We start from the raw sequence: 18963 nt of genomic DNA, 5'->3' as shown, positions 1-18963 counted from the left end.
TGCAGCATGGCTGAGGCGGACCCCGCCCCCGATGCCGGCGCACCGGCCCTGTATGAGGAATTTGACGCGGCGGGCACGCTGCGCCGCCGTTTCACCCTGCGTGACGGGTTGCTGGATGGGGTGATGGAGATTTTCGACGCCAAGGGGCGACCGGAAACAAGGCAGTCTTTTCGTCTGGGCGTGCTGGATGGGCCGGCCACCATCTGGCAGGCGGGGCGGCTGTCCTTGGAAATGACCTATCAGGATGGGCTGCTGGCGGGGGAGGTGCATTCCTTTGACCCCGCCGGGCGCAAGGTGGCCATCACCCCCTTTCTGGCCGGGCGCAAGCATGGCACGGCCACCATCTTCTATCCCGATGGCCGGCCCATGCGGGTGGAAACCTATCAGGATGATCTGCTGCAAGGCCAGGCGCTGGATTACCATCCAGGCGGACAATTGCGGCAGAAGGCCAGCTATGTTGATGGCGTGCTGAGCGGCGAGTTGATCGTTTATGATACGGCCGGTCAGGTGCTGGAACGCGTCCTTTATGTCGATGGGGTGCGGCAGAACCCGCTGGGTGATCAGGTGGCGGCCAGCAAGCCGGGCCTGATGGATCGGTTGTTTGGAAAAGGGGGCTAAGCGATGGGCCAGCAGGTGGTGGCAGGGGCGTTGCTGCAATGCAATTTCGGGGCGGCCCCGGCGGCCCTGTCCGTGCTGCCGATCAATCGCACCATGGCGGGCGGGCCGTGCGCCGCCAATATCATGGATTTTGCCCCCGGCTTGAATATCCCGCCCTTCGCCATGTGCAACAGCATGGCCAATCCGATGGTGATCGCGGCGACGGCCGCTGCCATGGGGGCCTTGACGCCCATGCCCTGTATGCCCGTAACGGTGGCCCCCTGGGCACCCGGTGCGCCCACCGTGCTGATCGGCAATATGCCGGCACTGAATAACAGCTCCAAATGCATGTGCGCCTGGGGCGGGGTCATCTCCATCAATTTTGCCGGACAGGTAACGGTGCAGGTGCCCTGATCCCTTGCCCTCAAAGTCTGCCATGGTTGAAGCGGAATGCTCCCTCCGCTACTATAGGATAGCTACCCGCAAGGGGTGAAGATGAGCCCGCCCAATCGCCGTTTTACGCCGCAAGGCGCTGTCGCCCAGCCGATGAAGACCTTCGATGCCATCCGCACTGCCCAGCAGGGTGGCGCGCGGGTGAGTGCGGGGGAGGAGCTGGTTCAGGCCGCCCAGGACATGTTCCAGCTGCGCCAGCCCGACCGGGGCGTGATGGTGCGGCCCAACGGCACCTATAATTTCGTGCGCGTGGCAGGCCAGACCCGGGCGCAATCGCAAACCCTGGTTTCGGCCAAGGCCGGCCATGCCGCCATCGCCGCTGGCCGGCCGGTGCTCTATGCCGGCACCATGCGGTTTGATAATGGGGCGCTGGATTGGTGGAGCAATTATTCCGGCACCTATCAGCCCATCGCCGCTTTCCGTGGCCAGGCCAATCTGCCGGAAGACCGTTTCACGCCGTGGCAGCGCCTGCAGATGGGCGGCATCGGGATGCAGCGCAACACTTTCCGTGACCAGCGTCAGGCGCTTGAACCAGAAAAGCCGAAGGTTCCGGAGCCGGCCAAACCAGCCGCCGTGGCCCCCGCACCGGTGAAGCCGACGCGGGCGGTGAAGGCCGCACCCAAGGAAACAGCGCAGAAGCCCGTCGCCCCCTTGCGACAACCGCAGGCGCACCCGGCCAAGCCGGTGGTTGCGGCCGGCAAACCGGACGCGGCCGCCCCGCCCACCCGCAGCGTCCCCCCGCCGGCGCCACAGGCGGCCCCGCCGCCCGCCCCGCCGGGGAGGGCGCGGTGACACCGCGCCTGCATCCCTTATGGATCATTGCTGGAACGGCCCTGTTCGGCCTGTTGACCTTTCTGGCCGGGCTGCTGGTCGGGCTGTCCCTGGCGGACAAGCCAGAGGAAGGGCGCAATCAGGCCGCGCACAGCACAGCGGCGCCGGGTGGGGTGGTGCCGCATCCCGGCGCAACAACCGCCACCACACCGACACCACCGATTGAGGCCACCAGCGTCCCACCAACGCAGACGGCGACCATCAGCCCGGATGCCGCGTCCGGTGGCCCGATGGTGAAGGGGTTGCGCAGCGGGGCGGTGACGGATGTGCCGGGCACCCCGCTGGGCCCCCTGGCGACCCAGGCACTGGCGGCACAGGGGCCCGGGGAGCTGCCGCTTTCCAGCCGTGTCATCTCGGTAGAGGTGGCGCGGTTCCTGCTGGCTCCGGCTGCCGCCGATCTGGTGGCCCAGTTGAAGAAACAAGGTTTCACGGCGGAGACGGTGACGGCCAGCTTTCCCGGTATGCCGCCCTGGCATGTGGTGACCTTGGGGCCGCTGCCGGATGAGCAGACGGCCCATCAATTGGCCATTGAGGCGGCGCGGGCGACCGGCTTGGCGGCCCGCGTGGTCAGTTGGCCGAAACCGGCCCCGTGAACGGCCGGCTGGATCAGCCCTGTCCCTGCCGATTGGCGCGCTCCGGCGGCTGTTGCGGCAGGGCGGTCAGCGCCGCCAATGTCGTATAAATCCGCTCCATATCCTGATCCCGCATCCAGGGGGAATTGCCGATCAACAGGCTGGTGCCGGCAAAGCAGCGGGCGCGGGGATGGCTTATGGCGGGGACGATGGGGGCCAGATAGGGATAATCATTCAGCGCATGGACAAACAGGCAGGAGACCCCCACCCCGGCGCCCCAGAGCGCTTGCAGGGCCTGATCCCGCCTTTGCCGATCCGGCAATTGCACCATCAGGGCGGGCCAGTTTCCCCTGGCCCCCGGCGCATCGCTGATCACCTTGATACCGCTGATCGTTTCCAGCTGTCTGCGCAGCCTTTCCCCCCGCTCCCGCCCGGCTTCCAGGAAATCCGCCAGCCGGGCCAGGGCGCTTTCGCCCACACCCTGGCGCCAGCGGCCTACCGGGTGCAGCGGGATATCCATGCCGAAATCATCGCCGGCGGCGGCTACCATATCCCGGTGCCGCAGATGCCGGCGCAGCGGCGCGCCATAGACCCATGGCAGCAGCCGGGGCCGATAGCAGAGCGCATAGGCGGCCAGTTCCAGGCTGCGCCGCAGTTCCATCAGGGGGGCCGGGCGCAGGATCTCCGCTGCACTGCGCGCCAGCTCCGCCCGCAAGGCCGGATCGCCGGCATGGATCAGCCCGCCCTCATACAGCGTCAGCCCCTTGCCGACGGCGAAACTGTAAAAGCCGATATCGCCCAGGGTGCCCACCGGCTGGCCATCTTGGAACGCGCCAAAGGCCTGGGCGGCATCCTCCACCACAAAGGCGCCGTGCTGGGCGGCCAGCTGGCGCACCGGCGCCACCGGTGCCACCCGGCCGGCCAGATGCGTGGGCACGATGGCCAGGGTCTGCGGCCCGATCAGCCCCCGCAGCATGTCCAGATCCATGCCGATCCCGGCTGGGGCCAGATCGCAGGTCACCAGCCGCAGCCCGCAATGGGCCACAGCGATGGCCATCAGCGGGCAGGTATAGGCCGGCACGATCACGTCGCGGCGGCGGCTGCGCAGGGCCAATGTCTTCAGCGCGACAACCAGCGCGGCAGTACCGGAACAGGTCAGCAGCAGCTGGTCCACCCCCAGAAAGCGGGCGGCAGCGCGGGTAAAGCCGCCCTCGCTTGCCGTGAAACCGGCCAGCAGGTCGCGCCAGCCGATGGGCAGCCCCGCCGTGGGCGGCAACTCGCGGAAAGGATCAGGCTGGGCCGGCGGCATGGTCTTCATCCAGCGCCAGACAGATGATCCCCGCCACGATGATGACGGCCCCCAGCAATTGCGGCAGATTGACCACCTCTCCGAACAGCACCACGGCAAAGGGCATGACCGCCACCACCTCCAGATGCGATGCGGCAAAGGCCGGGCCGATGGGGGCGTGTTTCAGCAGCGACATCCAGGTGAAGAAGGCACCGATATAGCCGGCCACCGCCATATAGGCACCGGGATGCGCCAGCAATCGCAACAGCCAATCCACATTGGCCGCCACGGGCAAGGCGGCCTCGGCGGCCAGTTTGAAACCGATCTGGGCCAGCACGTCGAAACCCAGCAGGCAGATAAAGCCGATAATGATCCCGCGCCGCATCATGCCCCTCCACCCATTCCGACCAGGGTGACCCCGGCGGCGATCAACAGAATGCCGGCAACCCGCATCCGGCTCAGCCGTTCGGCGAACAGCAGCCGTCCGGCGATCATGACGATGATGATATTGACGGAGCCCAGCAGCACCCCCTGCGACAGGGGTACGGTGGACAGGAACGCCGTCCAGGCCAGGAACTCGCCGCCATAACAAAGGACGCCCAGCCAGATCCAGGGCTGGCCCCCCATGGCGCGCCAGCGCGCCAGACCGTCGCCGGGGGCGGTGGCAGCCTTCTTGAAGGCCAGTTGCCCGCCGGTATCGAGCAGCATGTTCAGAAGCCAGAGGATGATGGCGAGTTGAGACATGGGGTGTCCGTCAGAAATCATAAACAAGGAACAGGCCGGCGCTGAGCTGATCCCGCGATCCGCCCTGGCGCACCAGGGGGGATCGGGCAGCATCCGACAGCATCCGGCCCCAATTGACGAAGCCTGCCAGCGACCAGCGCTGGTACAATCGCAAGGAGCTTTCCAGATCAAGGCCCGCCATCAGCGGTCCCCCCTTGGGATAGAAGGGGCGGAAGCCGCTGTCCGCGGCCTGTCCGGCATCGACGCCGAAATAGGTCTGTTGAAAGCCGTTGCTGGCGATTTCCAGATAGGGACCGAAGGAAATCCCTTTGCGTTCCGCCGGATCGCCGAACGGAATGTTGATGGCGCTTTCTATTTCCAGCATCAGCCGCTGGCGCCCCGGCACCGCGTCGCGCAACGCCTCCACATCCAGGGAGAAGGGGCCGATGCTGTAGCTGGCGAAACCGCCCAGGGTGATCGCCTCATCCACCCCATGCAGGGGGCGCAGGTTGGCGGGCATGTCATGGGTGGCGCGGCCGGCACGATAGCCGGCCGCCAACCCTGCCTCCAGCCCTTCCAGCGACAACAGGGTGAGGCGCAACCCGTTCTCGCTGTCAAAGCTGATATCATTGCCGATCTGGCCATCGACATAAGGATAGGGCTGCAGATGGCTGCCCGATGCCCCCGGATAATGCGGGCCCAGCACCATGCCGGGCCCGGCCGAGAGCCGGATATCCGGCATGGTAAAGACATCCGCCAGTGATCCGCCCTGCGCAGGCAGGGGGGTACAGCCCAGCAGGGCTGCCAGCAAAAGCAGACGCTTCACCATGCCTGTCCTGATCAACGCGACAGCATGTCGGTCAGTGTTTCACGCGCTGCAGCCAGCGTCTGATCCACATCATCCACCGTGTGCGCGAAGGAGACGAACAGGTTCTCATAAGCACCGGGATGGAACATGACGCCCCGGTTCAACATGCCTTCCCACCACAGGCGGAAGGCATCATGATCGGCATGGCGGGCCGCGTCACGGTAATTGCGGATCGGCTCACGGGAGAACCAGAGCTGGAAGACCGGGCCCAGGCCAACGACATGGGCCGGCGCGCGCAGATCGTGGATCAGGCTGGTCAGCCCTTCGCGCAGCCGGTCGGACACATTGTACAGGTGCTCGTACATGCCGGGCTTGGCCAGTTCATCCAGCGCCGCATTACCGGCGGCGACCGCAATGCCGTTGGCATTATAGGTGCCGGCCATGGAAACACGACCCTGTTCGACCAGGGCCATGATGTCGGCACGGCCGCCCATGCAGGCCACCGGGAAGCCGCCACCCAGGCCCTTGGCGAAGACGGACAGGTCGGGCGTGATGCCATAATGGGCCTGGGCGCCCCCCAGGGCGATGCGGAAGCCGGTGATCACTTCGTCGAAGATCAGCACCACGCCATGGCGCTCGCTCAGCGTGCGCATGGCTTCCAGGTAACCATTCTCCGGCAGGATGCAGCCGGTATTGCACATGATTGGTTCGGTGATGATGGCGGCGATATTCGACCCTTCGCGCTCCAGCGTCTCCCGCAGGGCGTGCACATCATTCCAGGGCAGGATGATCAGGCTGTCGCCGATGCCGTTGGGCATCCCCGGACCCTGCGGCACGGGGCGCGGTGCGCGGTCGGGGCCGGCCGTTTCCGGGTTGGGGTGCTTGCTCCAGTAAATCCCGTCGGAGAAGCCGTGATACATGCCCTCGAACCGGATGATCTTGTTCTTGCCGGTGAAGGCGCGGGCCAGACGAATGGTGTAGAGCACCGCTTCGGTGCCGGTATTGCACAGACGTACCCGTTCCATGCTGGGCACGGCGCGGCGGATCTTCTCCGCCAGGGCCGTCTCGTCAGCCACGGGCAGGGCAAAGACGGTGCCATGCTGTTCGATCTGATTGATGACCGCCTGTGTCACAGCCTTCGGGCGGTGTCCCAGCAGCATGGGCCCCAGGCCCAGCAGGTAATCAATATATTCGTTACCATCGACGTCGGTAACGCGTGAGCCGGTGCCGTGGGAAATGAACAGCGGATGGGGATCCCACCCGGACCAGGTTGCCCGCGCCGTGCTGTTGACCCCGCCGGGGATGATGGCGCGTGCCTTGTCGAACAAGGCTGCACTCTGGCGATAACGGTCGGGCTGACAGTAGCTTTGGGTCATGCTGCGACACCTGCAAGAAAGTGGATAGCGCCGGGCCATCGGCCGGGCGGTAACCCCCTACTGCATCGGCTGTGCCAGCTGTCCGCATCGGCAGTGCCAGCTGTCCGCTTCTGGCGGAATGCCTATGTTTTCACCTGCTTCTCCCCCGCCATCCGACATAGTTCGGTACCTCCAAAGGCGAGGGAAACTACAAAATTTGTAGCTCCAATTTTGGAGGAAGGGGGAGTGCGGACGTTGTGAGGCGCGGAAATCCGCCAATGCTGCCTTTGGCACAGAGTTTGCGGAAAGAGAGGGCGTCCTCACTTCCCGGATGAATAGCCAAATGCGCGCGCTTCCCCAGCTTTATATCGATTTCGATGGCACCATCTCCGCCACCGATACCACGGACCTGATCCTGGAACGGTTCGCCCTGCCGGAATGGCATGATGTGGAAGCGGCCTGGGAACGGGGGGAGATGGGATCGCGGGAATGTATGGCCCGTCAGGTCGCCCTGTTGCGGGCCACGCCGGCGGCGATGGCCGAAATGGTGCAGCAGATCGCCGTCGATCCCGGCTTCATGGGCTTTGTTGAACTCTGCCGGCAATGGAACATGCCTTTCACCATCCTGTCCGACGGGCTGGATGTGGTGGCGCGCGGTGTGCTGAAACGGCTGGGGGTTGATGCCCCGGTCCTGTCCAACCGGATGGAGCCGGTGGGCGAGGATCAATGGCGCTTGACCTTCCCCTATGCCAGCGCCGGCTGTGCCACGGCGGCAGGCAATTGCAAATGCGCCTGCATGGAAGCCGGCCAGCGCCGCACGGGCGGTCTGACCATCCTGATCGGCGATGGCCGGTCGGATTTCTGCGGCGCCGGCAGCGCCGATCAGGTGTTTGCCAAGGGCAAGCTGGCGGCGCATTGCCGCGACCATGCCATTCCGCATCAGCCCTTTACCGGCTTCGCCGATCTGACGGCCCTGTTCCATGACTGGTTGGTCCGGAACGCCTCGCCGGCCGCCGCGGCGGCGGAATAAGGGCAGGGGTGATGGGGTTGGGTGTACCGTGCCTGATATTGGACCTGGATGGGTCGCTTCCCGCGCAACCGGCGCTGGCGGATCATGTGCAGCAGGGGAAGGCTGTGCTGGTGTCCGCCCGCGATCTGGGGCCGCGTCTGCGCATTGTCGGCGGGCGGCGCAGCCTGGCGACATTGCGGGCGCGGGTTGACGCGGCCTTTCCGCCGCAGGGTGGGGCTGCCCCGCTGATCTTCTACGGGTCGGGCGACTTCCACCATCTGGCGGCGTTTTTCCTGCAGACGGTGCGCGAGCCGGTCACGGTGCTGCATTTTGACAATCACCCGGACTGGACGGGTTTTCCCGCCACCTGGAACTGCGGCGCCTGGGTGAACCGGGCGCTGGAGAACCCGCTGGTACAGCGCATCGTCACCATCGGGCCCGCCAGCGATGATTTCGTGCGCCCGGAATGGCAGTTCGCCAATCTGGAAGCGGTTCGGTCGGGCCGGCTGGAGGTGCATCCCTGGCACGCCGAACCCAGCCGCATCTGGGGCCGGCCGGTCGATGGGCCGGGCTGCGGCACGCGCGATGGTGCCATCCACTGGCATAATCTGGACAATGCCGACTGGGACGCGTTCTGCGACGATCTGGACCGCCGGCTGCCGTCCGGTGGCCTGTGGGTATCGCTGGACAAGGATGTGCTGACCCCGGCGGAGGCCGTCACCAACTGGGACCAGGGCGGCATGAAGCTGGATGCCGTGCTGGGGTTGGTGCGCCGTCTGGCACAGAAACGGCGCCTGCTGGGCATGGATGTCTGCGGCGATTACTCCCCGCCTGTCTTCCGTGATCCGTTCCGCTGGTTCCTGTCGGCCACCGACCGGGATTCCGTACAACCCCCCGACAATACATCGAGCATCAATGACGGGACCAACCGGCGCATCCTGGCGATGGCCGATGAGATGGCCCGTGAAAGGATTTGGCCATTATGACGACCGATCGCAGCATCCATATGACCGGCAACGGGATCAATGGCGGGCGCCTGGGTTTGCTGCTGGTGCATGGGCTGGGCGGTACGCCGGTGGAGATGAAGCCGCTGGCCCGCAAGGCGCGCGATGGTGGGGCCGACGTGCTGTGCTGCCATCTGGCCGGCCATTGCGGCACGGGGGAGGAACTGGCCGCAACCCCCTGGCAGTCCTGGTACGCCTCGGTTGAAGAAGGTTTGGCCCGGCTGGAACAGGATTGTGACCGGATCGTCGTCGGTGGCCTGTCGATGGGCGCGCTGCTGGCCGCCCGGCTGGCAGCCCTGCAGCCGGAGCGTGTGCATGGGCTGGTGATGCTGGCGCCCACGCTGCGTTATGATGGCTGGTCCATCCCCTGGTATGGTTTCCTGCTGCGTATCCTGATCCATACCCCCATCGGGCCGCGGCTTTCCTTTGTGGAAAAGCCGCCCTATGGCATCAAGGATGAACGTATCCGCGCCGCCGTGGTGCGGGCGATGCATAGTGGTGACAGCTCGGCCGCCGGGCTGCTCTCCACCCCGTCCGGGGCCATTCGAGAGATGTGGCGCCTGACCGATGATGTGAAGCCGCGTCTGGGGCAGGTGCGCCAGCCGACCCTGCTGGTCCATGCCCGCAATGATGATATTGCCAGCCTGTCCAACGCCTTCCACATCCAGCGCCATCTGGCCGGGCGGGTGGAGGCGTTGATTTTGGATGACAGCTATCATCTGGTGACCGTTGACGGGCAGCGCGATCTGGTGGCCGCCCGGGTGAACAGCTTCCTGACGGGCTTCTCCGGGGCGTCTGCCACCCCGTCCGTGCGTGCCAAGGTGGCCAATGGCGGTTGATACCGGTTTGCGCGCCCTGGTTCTCTCCGGGATCGACCGGCTGCCCCAGGCGGAATGGGATGCCTGTTTCCCCGGCGAGGCGGAGGGCTGGGCCTATCTGAAAGCTTGCGGCGGCGAGATTGCCGCCGTGATGGATGCCGACGGCCTGCTGATGGCCGCCCCGCTGTTCGAGATGGAATACCGACTGGATACCCCCTTCCAGGAAGGCCGGGCGGCGGCGGTGGCCGGTTTCCTGTCCCGCCTGCTGCCGGGCCTGATGGTCTGGCGCCTGCTGGGTGTGGGTTCTGCACTGACGGAGCGCTGCCCCGTGGCCCTGCGGCCCGGCCTTTCGCCTGACCAGCGCCTGTGGGCGGTGACCGCCTTTCTGGACCTGCTGGAGCGGGAGGCGGCGCGGCGCAAGGCGCGGCTGCTGGCCTTCAAGGATATGGCAGCACCGGAGGCCGGCTGGCTTTCCCCCCTGCTGGCGGCGGCTGGCTATACCCATATCAACAGCCTGCCCGTTGCTGCCCTTGACCTGGAGGGAGTGGCCAGCGAGACCGCCTATCTGGAGCGCCTTTCGTCGGGCACCCGCAAGGATATCCGGCGCAAACTCAAGGCGGTCGGCGGGCAGGTGCGTATTGAGCACCGGATGTCGGCTGGCGACCTGTTGCCCCGCATCGAAGCGCTGTATGAGAGCACCCGGACCCATTCCAGCCTGAGCTATGGCGATTTCGAGGAGTTGCCCGCCGGGTATTTCCAGAAAATTCCCGAAGCCCTGGGAGACAGGGCACGTTTCGTGCTCTACTGGGTGGGGGATCGGTTGGCGGCATTCAACCTGCTTTTGCTGGGCGATGACCGGGTGATCGACAAGTTCCTGGGCATGGAATATCCGTTGGCACGTGACCACAATATTTACGCCGTCAGCTGGATGGAAAATGTGCGGTTCACATTGAAAACGGGGCGCCGCCTGTTCCAGTCCGGCCAGACAGCTTACGCCTCCAAGCTTCGGTTCGGCAGCGGGCTGCTGCCGTCTGCCATCCTGGTGCGCTGCCGTATCGGCCTGCTGAACCGTCTGCTGCGGCGGCTCGCCCCCTGGCTGGCCTTTGATCGCTGGGATCCGGAGTTGAAGGCACGCAACGCCAGCGGGGAAGGGGCATGAAGATCGGCTGGAAGGCGTTTGTCCTGTCATTCCTGCCGGATATGCGGCTGCGCTGGCGGCTGGTCAGTGCCTTCGTACTGGTCAGCGCTGTGCCGGTCCTGCTGGCCTGCTACGTTGCGGCGGACATTATTTCGGCAGCCTTTGCCTCGAACATGGAAAACTGGCTGGAGGAATCGGCCCGTTTCTTTGCCGAACAATCGGTGAGTGACGAGACGGAAGCGCGACAGGCGGCCAGCATCATGGCGGCAACGCTGGGGAACCGTGGCCTGGATAAGGGGCCGCTGAATTTCAGCGCACATCTGTTGAATTCGGCCGGCTTCGATGCGGTGGCCGTCTATGATGCCGATGGCAATCTGCTGTTCTCCAACGGCCCCGTCGGGCATGGCAGCAGCCTGCCCAAGGGGGAACGCAGCGGCTTTTTCCTGGTGAATGATGATGAAGGTCGCCCTGTCCTGTTGATGGGCGCCACACGCCGGTTCGAGCGCGATGGCCAACGTTATTACGCGCTGGTGGCCGACCGCTGGGACGGCATCATGATCAATATGTCGGACAGCGTCCCCGGCCTGATGATCGAGGTTTTTGCCATTGCCCATGATGGCACCGTGCTGGCCAATGGCGTGCCGGCACATTTGCCGCCAGGGGTGCGGGAAAAGCTGGTATCGGGTGCGCGCAGTCTGCTGGCACCCCCGGTTGACGATGATGACCATCTGGCGACCGGCTTTGCCCCGTTGCGCGATCTGGATGGGACCTTGGTGGGCATTGTTTCCAGCCGGCTGGCCAACCAGCTTTCCATGCTGGCCCATGTGCGCACGCTGGAACTGTTTCTCGCCCTGTCCGGTGGTGCGGCGCTGAATTCACTTTTGGTGGCACTGTGGCTGTCGAAACTGATCTCCCGCCCCCTGACGACGCTGAGCCAGGCCTTGCGCCATGTGCGGGAAGGGGATTTCAAGGCGCGCGTGCCCGTAGCTGGCGGGGGCGAACTGACTGAACTATCGGCAGGCTTCAACGCCATGGCGTCCCGGCTGGAGGTGATGCGCGAGCGTGAATCGCTGGTCCGCCGGCGCGAACAGCTGGCCACGCTGGGGGAGGCGGCGGCCGTTCTGGCCCATGAAATCCGCAATCCGCTGGGTATCATCAAGACATCCAGCCAGGTACTGCGGATGAAATCCCCCCTGCCACCGGACAGCGACCGGCTGGTCGGCTTTGTGCTGGAGGAGGTGGGGCGGATTGATCATCTGGTGCAGGAATTGCTGGATTTCGCCCGCCCGCGCATCCTGTTGCGCCGGCCGGTTGATGTGGCGCTGGAACTGGGCAATACGCTGACCTTCGCCAAGCATGATCTGGAGCAGCGCAACATTGTAGTGGAAAGCGCCGGGCAGCCCGGCGCCTTCATCATCCAGGCCGATGCGGAACAACTCCATCAGGTCTTCTTGAACATCATCCTGAATGCCATGGATGCCATGCCCCAGGGGGGCACCCTGACCACGCGGGTGGAGAGGGAGGGGGAGCTGGTGCTGGTCAGTATCGCCGATACGGGCAATGGCATTGATCCGGAGGTGCGGCAGCGCCTGTTCGAACCTTTCGTCACCACCAAGCCGCGCGGCACGGGCCTTGGCCTTGCCCGGGTGCGCCATATTGTCGAACAGCATGGCGGAACCGTCTTATGTGAAAGTGAAACCGGTGTGGGCACCTGTTTCACCCTGCGGCTGCCCCTGGCACCGCCGGAGGAGGGGAGGTAGGCGTGATCCTGATCGTCGATGACGAGACGCGACTGGGGGAGGTGACGGCGGCAGGGCTGCAAGCCCGCGGCTTTGAAGCCCATGCCGTGGATAATGTGCCCGCCGCCCTGGCCTTTCTGGATGAAAATGATGTTCGCTTGGTGCTGAGCGATCTGCGGATGCCGGGTGCTTCCGGGCGGGACTTGCTGAACCAGTTGCAGGTGGCGCGGCCGGAACTGCCCGTCATTATCATGACGGCCTATGCCTCGGTACGCGATGCGGTGGCGCTGATCCGTGAGGGGGCCTTCGACTATGTCGCCAAGCCCTTTGAAATGGACGATGTCGTTGCCACCATCAGCCGGGCGCTGAAACTGCGCGATGCGGAGGATGATAATCGTCGGCTGCGCCAGGAACTGCGCGACAAGTTCGATTTCGGCAGCCTGATTGGCACCAGCGCCCCGTTTCAGCAGGTGTTGAAACAGGTCACCGATGTGTGCGACAGCCGGGCCACGGTGCTGTTGCATGGGGAAAGCGGCACCGGCAAGGAGCTGATCGCCCGCGCCATCCATGATAACAGCCAGCGCCGCGACAAGCCGTTCGTTGCCGTCAATTGCGCCGCCATCCCGGAAAACCTGATGGAGAGCGAGTTGTTCGGCCATGTGAAGGGGGCCTTCACTGGTGCCATCGCTGCCCGCGATGGCCGCTTCTCCCTGGCCAATGGCGGCACCCTGTTCCTGGATGAGATTGGCGACATGCCGCTGGCCTTGCAGGCCAAGGTGCTGCGGGCTGTGCAGGAACAGACATTCGAAATGGTGGGCGGCACCCGCTCCATCAAGGTGGATGTCCGCTTCATCGCTGCCAGCCACCGTGACCTGCGCAAGGAGGTGGAGAAGGGCAACTTCCGGGAGGATCTATACTACCGGCTGAATGTTTTCCCCATCACCGTGCCGGCCCTGCGCGACCGGCCGGGGGATATTCCCGCACTCGCCGCGCATTTCCTTTCCCGTCATTCCCGCTTCATGTCCAAAAGGCTGACCGGCTTTTCCAAGCCGGCCCTGACGGCGATGGAGGCTTATCGCTGGCAGGGTAATATCCGGGAATTGCAGAATTGCATCGAACGGGCTGTCATCGTGGCGCAGGGGCCGATGGTGGAGGTGGGCGACCTGCCGCCCTATCTGTTCGAGGATCGGCCGCGACTGGCCAGCGGTGCCGGTGCGGCCCTGCCGGCCGATCTGGATGCCGAACTGGCGCGGGTGGAAAAGGAAATCCTCACCCGTGCCTTGCGGGAATGCGGCGGCATCCAGGCCCGCGCGGCCGAACGTCTGGGCATTACTGAACGCAGCCTCTGGCACCGGGTGAAGAAATTGGGTATCCGCATCACCCGCAGCACTGGGTGACGGGAGGGAAAGATGCCGCGCCGCAAGGATATCTGGAGATGCGGTATCATCGACCGGCCTGTGGAGCAGGTATTGAGCCAGGGGCTGGCGGATCAGCCCGTGCATTGGCTGGCGGAAGAACCCCGTTTTCATTTCCTGGCCGATCCCTTTCCCTGGCGGCAGGACGGGTATCTGCACCTTTTTGCCGAAGCCTATGATTATAACAGCCGGCACGGCACCATCGACCTGCTGACCCTGGATGCCGATTTCAAGCTGCTGGAGCGGCGGCCCTGTCTGGCCGAACCCTGGCATCTTTCCTACCCCACCGTATTCGCGGCCGACGGCGCTGTCTGGATGCTGCCGGAGGCGCACCGCTCTGGCCGCCTGTATCTCTACCGGATGCGCGACGGCTTGCATGATTGGGTGCGGGAAGCGGAGATCGGGCTGGACCGGGTACCGGTGGATGCCACCCCGCTTTACCATGAGGGGCGGTGGTGGTTGTTTTATTCCCCGGCTGATCGGCGGGAAACCCGGATGGGGCATCTGCATGTCGCCTGGGCTGAACGTATCACCGGCCCCTGGCATCCGCATCCGGGCAACCCGGTGCGCGTTGACATGACCTCATCCCGTCCCGGCGGGACGGCGGCGCTGATCGACGGGCGGATCATGCTGCCGACACAGGATTGCAGCCGCACCTATGGGGGCGCCTTGCGCCCGCTCTGGATCGACCGGCTGGATGAGACGGGGTTCACCGCACAGGCGGGCGCACCGCTGGATGTGCCGGCCTCGGCCGGGCGCTACCGGGAGGGGTTTCATACGTTGAGCGCTGGCGGCGGGGTGACCGTGATCGACGTGAAATATATCGACCGTTCGCTGGCCGGCCTCTGGCTGGAACTCAGGCGCCGGTTCCGCTGATCCGCTGCATGATGGCCTGACCGGCTGCGTTGAAGCGGCTGAGGGAGAAGCGGTCCAGGATATGCGCCCGTGCGGCACTGCCCATGGCGTGCAGCCGCCCCGGTTCGGCCAGCAGCCGGCCCAGCCGGTCGGCCAAGGCTGGCACATCGCGTGGCGGCACCGTGTGACCGGTAATGCCTTCCTGAATGCTGAAGGGGATTTCCCCCACGGCCGATGCCAGCACGGGCAGACCCGCCACCATGGCTTCGTGGGCGGCGATACAGAAACCCTCCGACCGGGAGGGTTGCAGGTAAAGATGCAGGCCGGCCAGAAATTGTTGCGGCCGGTCGACATAGCCGGGCAGCACGATATCTGCCACCCCGCCCTGTGCTGCCAGGGCGGCCAGCCTTTCCCGTTCATCGCCTTCGCCGGCCAGGGTCAGGCGGATGGGGCAGGGTGGGGTGAAACCCAGCTGGCGCAACAGGGCCAGGGCTTCAATCAAGCCATCATAGCCCTTGACCGGATGCAGCCGGCCCAGGCTGCCCAATTCCAGCGTCTGGCCCGGCTGCCAGGCGGGGGCGACGGGTTGGGCCGGATCGGCGGCGAAGATCGGCCAGGTCATCAGCCGGTCTTCGCCCACTGCCAGCCGCTGCCGCGTCAAGGCGGAGACAGAAGCGGAATCCCCCACCCACAATGTCGCCCGCGATTGCAACAGCCGCATCAAGCGGCGGTTCCAGGGTTTCAGAAAGGCCGCGTGCTGCCAGCAGATGACGGGCAGGCCCAGATAGGGCCCCAGCAGCAGGCCCAGGATGGTGGCGCGGCTGAGCGAGGTCCAGAGATGGGTAGCGCCCCAGGCCCGCACCTCCCGGTGCAGCCAGCGCAGCGCCTGCCCATGGTCACCGGTACCGCCCTCGCGCACCAGCGGGTCCAGCCCGGCCGCCTGCATCGGCGGCAGGGCGCGGCCATCCCGGCGGGTCAGGGCGAAGACGCGCACGCTGGCCCCGGCATCGCGCATCACCTTTGTAACGGCGGGCACGGGCAGGGCGGCGCCGCCGCCCTCCACGGAATTGATGATATAGGCGATGCGGGGGGCGGTGCTCATGCCTGCGCGCTCCGTTTCCAGGCCAGAATCAGCAGCAGCAGGCTGGCGGTGGCGGCCTGTCCGATGGCCTGGAAACCGGCCCCGTCCAGCCCCTGCAGGTTCAGCAGCACCGGCAGAATGGGCAGGAACAGCAGGCTGGCCGTCAGGTTGGCCGACATGGACCAGCCGGGCCGCCCCAGCGCCGTCAGCGCCGCCGTGGCCGGCGGCCCGGCCAGGGCCAGCGCACGGGCCAGCACCAGCACCACCATCAACCCCGCCGCCCCGGCAAATTCCGGCCCGGCGATCAGCCGGACGATTTGCGGGGCGAATAGCCAGACCAGGGCAATGATGGGCAGGCTGGCTGCCAGCGCGATGCCGGTGACGCGCAGCACCGTATGGCGCAGGGCGCTGCCCCCCTGTCCGCTGGCCACCATGCGGGCCATTTCCGGATAAGCGGTATTGCCCAATATCTGCGCCGGCTGGGCGATCAGCACGGTGGCGCGCTGCGCCACGGAGAACAGGCCCGCCGCCGTCGGCCCCAGTACCCAGCCAACGATCAGCGGTGCCGCCCGCCCGGCCAGTTCGCTCAAGGTCACATCGGCATTGCTGGCCAGCAGAAAGCGCCAGATGCCCGGATTATCGGCCACCGCATTGCCCGGTTCCGGATGGCGCAGATCCCGCCCCAGATGCTGATGTGCGAACCACAGGCCAAGCGCCCAGAGCACGGCGAATTCCGCCAATGCCGCCAGCAGCCAGGCCGCCAGGAAACCGGTCAGCCCCCAGCCGGCCAGGGCCGCCAACCCGGCACCCGCCAGCCGCACCAGCGGCTGGACCAGATTATGCAGCCCCAGCAGATCGAACCGGTTGATCAATTGCAGATATCCGGCCGGCGTGGAGCGGACGGAGCCCAGCACGGCCAGACTGTAAGGCAGGGAGAGCACCAGGGCCGTTTCCGGCCAGCCCAGCCGCGGGCCGATCAACGGCGCGCAGATGGCCGCCGTCAGGATGGCGGCCAGCCCGCCTAGCAGCTCCACCCGCGCGCCAAAGCGCAGCAGGCGGGATAGCCGGTGTGTGGCTTCATCGCGCCGTGCCTCCGCCCCATAGCGGACAACGGCTTGCCAGGCGGGAAATTCCACAATGCCGCAGACGGTGGTGACATAGCCATGGATCAGCACCAGCACACCATAATCATGCGGTCCGAGGGCGCGGGTGGCGATGACCAGATAGGCCAGACTGATCAGCCCCGCCCCGGCCTTGCCCCCCAGCACCAGCCCCAGCCCGCTGAAAATGCGCCGCAGCGTGCCCTGCGGCGCCCCACCCTGGTTCACGTCCAATTCTTCTCTCGCAAAGCGGCGGCAAAGGCGCGGCGGTGTTCCAGTCTCCGCCACAGGAATTCGTAAAAGAACCAATCCATCCGGGACCGGGGCAGGAAGCGATAGAGCAAACGTTCGAACCTTGTCCAGCTGACACAGCGCCTGTCGCCCCGCCGGGGTGACGGGTGACAATAATGGCTGGCATCATAAAGCGAAATGCCCAGCCGGTGAACACGATGGATGACCTCGTGATCCTCCAGCACAAAGGGCCAGCGCTGAGTATCAAAGCCGCCGACCGCCCGCAGCGCGTCGGTACGGAAGGCCTGGGCATAGCCCCCGGCATGGCAGCGGTCACGGTGCCGGCGGGCCTTGCCGAGGATGCGGTTCATCCGCTTTTTTGCCGCTGCGCTGTCTGCCGGATCGTAAAGATCAATCGCCATGACGGCCGTCGCATCGGCGCGGCCGGCAAACAGTTTCAGGCAATTGGCGACATAGCAGGGCGGGTAATGCGTATCGGCATCACAGATGGCCACATAGGGGGTGGTAACCAGTGACAGGCCGGCGGTCAGGGCATTGGTTTTCCCCGGAATGGCCACCGGGACGATCCGGGACATGCCCGCATCCCAGCCGGCCAGATGCCGCTCCGCCTCCGCCCGCCCGCCATCGGTGGAGGCATTATCCAATAAAATCAGATGGAAACGCTGATCATGCTGCGCGATGAGGCTGTCGATGGTCGCCCCGATCCAACCTTCTTCATTGAAGAAGGGCAGCAGGATGGTGATCAGCGCGCTCATGCAATAGCGCCGGATGTCTGATCGGCCAGCCGCATCAGAACGTCTGCCGCCCGGCGGGAGGAGGGGCGATCATCCAGATCGAAACTGCGGGCGAACATCTGCTGCTGCACGGGCAGATAGTCGCCCGGATGGCTTTCCAGGGCCTGTTTCAGCCCGGCAGCCAGTTGCGCCGGACTGTCGATCACCGGGCCGGCCTGCCAGTGCGTGTAATTGGTGTCTTGGCGCCAATCCACGCCCTGGCTGTTCAGGAACAGGCAGGGGCGTGGCCGCAGCAGGAATTCATAAATCTGGCTGCTGACATCCCCCAGATAGAGATCGGCCATCAATGTGTAACTCATATCCGTGCAGGCCCGGCTGCCCAGATCGATATGGATGTTGGGCGACTTCAGATAGCGTTCATCGATGCGGCCCGGCCGATCCAGCCGCAGCTTGTCGATGGTCATCACGAACTTGCGTTCGAACAGCATGACATGGGGGGCGAAGATCAGCTGGTAATCATCATTACCGACAAAGAAATCCAGCACCTGCCGCCCATGTTTGAACCAGGAGGACAGATGGGCGGAACAATGCGGATTATAGAACACCACCGGCTTGTCGTTCTGCACCGGAAACCGGGTGACGCTGGGGTTGAGCGTGTCGAATTTCGGGTAACCGACAATGCTGATCCGTTCCGCCGGAACGCCCGCCTCCGCGATCAACCGTTCCTTGATCTTGGGGCCGGAGCAGAGCACATGGTCGAAACCGGCACTGGCCTTGTCAAAGCCGATGGCCCGGTCGCCCGCCCCATGGCGGGTATGGACGATTTTCAGATTGGTCAGCCCATAATGCTTCTTCAGCACCAGGGAGGTCTTTTCCGCCACCACCATAATGTCCAGGCTGCGGAAGAAATCCAGATTATCGCCATAGATCAAAAGCTTGCGGGAAGGTATGGCGAATTCCAGCAGGCGTGACAGGGTCTGGGATTTTCCCTTCAGCTCCAGCGCCACATGCTGGATGCTGCGGCCGATCCGGTCGCCACCCAGGCGCAGAACCTCCCGCTTCATCCGTTCCGTTGTGGTGGCAACAATGATCTCACCGGCGAAACCAGCATCGGCCAGCGCAATGGCGATAGGAAGGCTATGGGCGACCTGATGAATTTGGTCATGGTTGAAAAGAAAGCCGATACGCATC

General features: G+C 65.2%; 20 protein-coding genes. 11 read left to right on the top strand and 9 right to left on the bottom strand.

Going from position 1 to position 18963, the window contains the following annotated elements:
* Positions 1–6: 6 nt before the first annotated feature.
* The 4 genes from PCJ49_RS02560 to PCJ49_RS24740 all read left to right on the top strand — a co-directional run bounded on the left by PCJ49_RS02560 (position 7) and on the right by PCJ49_RS24740 (position 2474).
* Positions 7–618 carry a hypothetical protein gene (locus PCJ49_RS02560; RefSeq protein WP_269909569.1) on the top strand — a complete coding sequence of 204 codons (612 nt, stop codon included), beginning with the start codon at positions 7–9 and terminating at the stop codon, positions 616–618.
* 3 nt (positions 619–621) lie between these two features.
* Entirely contained in the window at positions 622–1011 is a 390-nt protein-coding gene (locus tag PCJ49_RS02555; RefSeq protein ID WP_269909568.1) for a DUF4280 domain-containing protein, read from the top strand.
* 81 nt (positions 1012–1092) lie between these two features.
* Complete coding sequence (locus PCJ49_RS02550) at positions 1093–1842, top strand: hypothetical protein (protein ID WP_269909567.1); 750 nt, start codon at positions 1093–1095, stop codon at positions 1840–1842.
* Complete coding sequence (locus PCJ49_RS24740) at positions 1839–2474, top strand: SPOR domain-containing protein (RefSeq protein WP_269909566.1); 636 nt, start codon at positions 1839–1841, stop codon at positions 2472–2474. Before PCJ49_RS02550 ends, PCJ49_RS24740 begins: the two co-directional genes overlap by 4 nt.
* 13 nt (positions 2475–2487) lie before the next feature.
* Here the strand turns inward: PCJ49_RS24740 and PCJ49_RS02540 are convergent, their stop codons facing one another.
* The 5 genes from PCJ49_RS02540 to PCJ49_RS02520 are packed head-to-tail and all read right to left on the bottom strand — an operon-like array spanning position 2488 to position 6648.
* Complete coding sequence (locus PCJ49_RS02540) at positions 2488–3762, bottom strand: aminotransferase class I/II-fold pyridoxal phosphate-dependent enzyme (RefSeq protein WP_269909565.1); 1275 nt, start codon at positions 3760–3762, stop codon at positions 2488–2490.
* Positions 3743–4129 carry an EamA family transporter gene (locus PCJ49_RS02535; protein ID WP_244559419.1) on the bottom strand — a complete coding sequence of 129 codons (387 nt, stop codon included), beginning with the start codon at positions 4127–4129 and terminating at the stop codon, positions 3743–3745. The genes PCJ49_RS02540 and PCJ49_RS02535 overlap by 20 nt, the downstream gene beginning before the upstream one ends.
* The gene (locus PCJ49_RS02530; RefSeq protein WP_089287041.1) at positions 4126–4485 is read right to left on the bottom strand and encodes an EamA family transporter; all 360 of its coding nucleotides are present in this window, start codon (positions 4483–4485) and stop codon (positions 4126–4128) included. Before PCJ49_RS02530 ends, PCJ49_RS02535 begins: the two co-directional genes overlap by 4 nt.
* Before the next feature lie 10 nt (positions 4486–4495).
* Entirely contained in the window at positions 4496–5293 is a 798-nt protein-coding gene (locus PCJ49_RS02525; RefSeq protein ID WP_269909564.1) for a MipA/OmpV family protein, read from the bottom strand.
* Positions 5294–5304: 11 nt separating this feature from the next.
* Positions 5305–6648, bottom strand: a complete 1344-nt coding sequence (locus PCJ49_RS02520; protein ID WP_269909563.1) for an aspartate aminotransferase family protein — start codon at positions 6646–6648, stop codon at positions 5305–5307.
* A 322-nt stretch (positions 6649–6970) separates the two neighbouring features.
* Here PCJ49_RS02520 and PCJ49_RS02515 point away from each other — a divergent pair, with 322 nt between their 5' ends.
* From PCJ49_RS02515 to PCJ49_RS02485, 7 genes are read left to right on the top strand one after another with little or no spacing between them, the layout of a single operon-like run.
* Positions 6971–7657, top strand: a complete 687-nt coding sequence (locus PCJ49_RS02515) for an HAD-IB family phosphatase (RefSeq protein ID WP_269909562.1) — start codon at positions 6971–6973, stop codon at positions 7655–7657.
* A gap of 11 nt (positions 7658–7668) precedes the next feature.
* The gene (locus PCJ49_RS02510) at positions 7669–8622 is read left to right on the top strand and encodes an arginase family protein (protein WP_269909561.1); all 954 of its coding nucleotides are present in this window, start codon (positions 7669–7671) and stop codon (positions 8620–8622) included.
* Complete coding sequence (locus PCJ49_RS02505) at positions 8619–9479, top strand: alpha/beta fold hydrolase (RefSeq protein WP_269909560.1); 861 nt, start codon at positions 8619–8621, stop codon at positions 9477–9479. The genes PCJ49_RS02510 and PCJ49_RS02505 overlap by 4 nt, the downstream gene beginning before the upstream one ends.
* Positions 9469–10617, top strand: a complete 1149-nt coding sequence (locus PCJ49_RS02500; RefSeq protein WP_269909559.1) for a GNAT family N-acetyltransferase — start codon at positions 9469–9471, stop codon at positions 10615–10617. The genes PCJ49_RS02505 and PCJ49_RS02500 overlap by 11 nt, the downstream gene beginning before the upstream one ends.
* The gene (locus PCJ49_RS02495; RefSeq protein ID WP_269909558.1) at positions 10614–12356 is read left to right on the top strand and encodes an ATP-binding protein; all 1743 of its coding nucleotides are present in this window, start codon (positions 10614–10616) and stop codon (positions 12354–12356) included. The genes PCJ49_RS02500 and PCJ49_RS02495 overlap by 4 nt, the downstream gene beginning before the upstream one ends.
* A 2-nt stretch (positions 12357–12358) precedes the next feature.
* Complete coding sequence (locus tag PCJ49_RS02490) at positions 12359–13732, top strand: sigma-54 dependent transcriptional regulator (protein WP_269909557.1); 1374 nt, start codon at positions 12359–12361, stop codon at positions 13730–13732.
* Between the two features lie 12 nt (positions 13733–13744).
* Complete coding sequence (locus PCJ49_RS02485; RefSeq protein ID WP_269909556.1) at positions 13745–14626, top strand: formyl transferase; 882 nt, start codon at positions 13745–13747, stop codon at positions 14624–14626.
* Here the strand turns inward: PCJ49_RS02485 and PCJ49_RS02480 are convergent.
* The 4 genes from PCJ49_RS02480 to PCJ49_RS02465 are packed head-to-tail and all read right to left on the bottom strand — an operon-like array spanning position 14607 to position 18962.
* Complete coding sequence (locus PCJ49_RS02480; RefSeq protein ID WP_269909555.1) at positions 14607–15707, bottom strand: glycosyltransferase family 4 protein; 1101 nt, start codon at positions 15705–15707, stop codon at positions 14607–14609. The genes PCJ49_RS02485 and PCJ49_RS02480 overlap by 20 nt on opposite strands.
* Positions 15704–17014, bottom strand: a complete 1311-nt coding sequence (locus PCJ49_RS02475; RefSeq protein ID WP_269909554.1) for a lipopolysaccharide biosynthesis protein — start codon at positions 17012–17014, stop codon at positions 15704–15706. The genes PCJ49_RS02480 and PCJ49_RS02475 overlap by 4 nt, the downstream gene beginning before the upstream one ends.
* Positions 17011–17793, bottom strand: a complete 783-nt coding sequence (locus PCJ49_RS02470) for a glycosyltransferase family 2 protein (protein WP_269909553.1) — start codon at positions 17791–17793, stop codon at positions 17011–17013. Before PCJ49_RS02470 ends, PCJ49_RS02475 begins: the two co-directional genes overlap by 4 nt.
* A complete protein-coding gene (locus PCJ49_RS02465; protein WP_269909552.1) occupies positions 17790–18962 on the bottom strand; it encodes a hypothetical protein in 1173 nt (390 codons plus the stop codon). Before PCJ49_RS02465 ends, PCJ49_RS02470 begins: the two co-directional genes overlap by 4 nt.
* Position 18963: the final 1 nt, after the last annotated feature.

It is taken from the genome of Niveispirillum sp. BGYR6 (genome assembly GCF_027568365.1).
In the GTDB taxonomy this organism is placed as follows: domain Bacteria; phylum Pseudomonadota; class Alphaproteobacteria; order Azospirillales; family Azospirillaceae; genus Niveispirillum.
Note: the sequence above shows the minus strand (reverse complement) of the source record. Positions and strands in the feature narration are given on the sequence as shown.

What these genes read in the sequence shown, in the direction of transcription:
- PCJ49_RS02485 (WP_269909556.1), top strand. Translation starts at nt 13,745, where the DNA reads ATGCCGCGCCGCAAGGATATCTGGAGATGCGGTATCATCGACCGGCCT.
- PCJ49_RS02525 (WP_269909564.1), bottom strand. Translation starts at nt 5,293, where the DNA reads ATGGTGAAGCGTCTGCTTTTGCTGGCAGCCCTGCTGGGCTGTACCCCC.
- PCJ49_RS02535 (WP_244559419.1), bottom strand. Translation starts at nt 4,129, where the DNA reads ATGATGCGGCGCGGGATCATTATCGGCTTTATCTGCCTGCTGGGTTTC.
- PCJ49_RS02480 (WP_269909555.1), bottom strand. Translation starts at nt 15,707, where the DNA reads ATGAGCACCGCCCCCCGCATCGCCTATATCATCAATTCCGTGGAGGGC.
- PCJ49_RS02550 (WP_269909567.1), top strand. Translation starts at nt 1,093, where the DNA reads ATGAGCCCGCCCAATCGCCGTTTTACGCCGCAAGGCGCTGTCGCCCAG.
- PCJ49_RS02495 (WP_269909558.1), top strand. Translation starts at nt 10,614, where the DNA reads ATGAAGATCGGCTGGAAGGCGTTTGTCCTGTCATTCCTGCCGGATATG.
- PCJ49_RS02470 (WP_269909553.1), bottom strand. Translation starts at nt 17,793, where the DNA reads ATGAGCGCGCTGATCACCATCCTGCTGCCCTTCTTCAATGAAGAAGGT.
- PCJ49_RS02515 (WP_269909562.1), top strand. Translation starts at nt 6,971, where the DNA reads ATGCGCGCGCTTCCCCAGCTTTATATCGATTTCGATGGCACCATCTCC.
- PCJ49_RS02500 (WP_269909559.1), top strand. Translation starts at nt 9,469, where the DNA reads ATGGCGGTTGATACCGGTTTGCGCGCCCTGGTTCTCTCCGGGATCGAC.
- PCJ49_RS02520 (WP_269909563.1), bottom strand. Translation starts at nt 6,648, where the DNA reads ATGACCCAAAGCTACTGTCAGCCCGACCGTTATCGCCAGAGTGCAGCC.
- PCJ49_RS02510 (WP_269909561.1), top strand. Translation starts at nt 7,669, where the DNA reads ATGGGGTTGGGTGTACCGTGCCTGATATTGGACCTGGATGGGTCGCTT.
- PCJ49_RS02540 (WP_269909565.1), bottom strand. Translation starts at nt 3,762, where the DNA reads ATGCCGCCGGCCCAGCCTGATCCTTTCCGCGAGTTGCCGCCCACGGCG.
- PCJ49_RS02560 (WP_269909569.1), top strand. Translation starts at nt 7, where the DNA reads ATGGCTGAGGCGGACCCCGCCCCCGATGCCGGCGCACCGGCCCTGTAT.
- PCJ49_RS02530 (WP_089287041.1), bottom strand. Translation starts at nt 4,485, where the DNA reads ATGTCTCAACTCGCCATCATCCTCTGGCTTCTGAACATGCTGCTCGAT.
- PCJ49_RS02505 (WP_269909560.1), top strand. Translation starts at nt 8,619, where the DNA reads ATGACGACCGATCGCAGCATCCATATGACCGGCAACGGGATCAATGGC.
- PCJ49_RS02465 (WP_269909552.1), bottom strand. Translation starts at nt 18,962, where the DNA reads ATGCGTATCGGCTTTCTTTTCAACCATGACCAAATTCATCAGGTCGCC.
- PCJ49_RS02555 (WP_269909568.1), top strand. Translation starts at nt 622, where the DNA reads ATGGGCCAGCAGGTGGTGGCAGGGGCGTTGCTGCAATGCAATTTCGGG.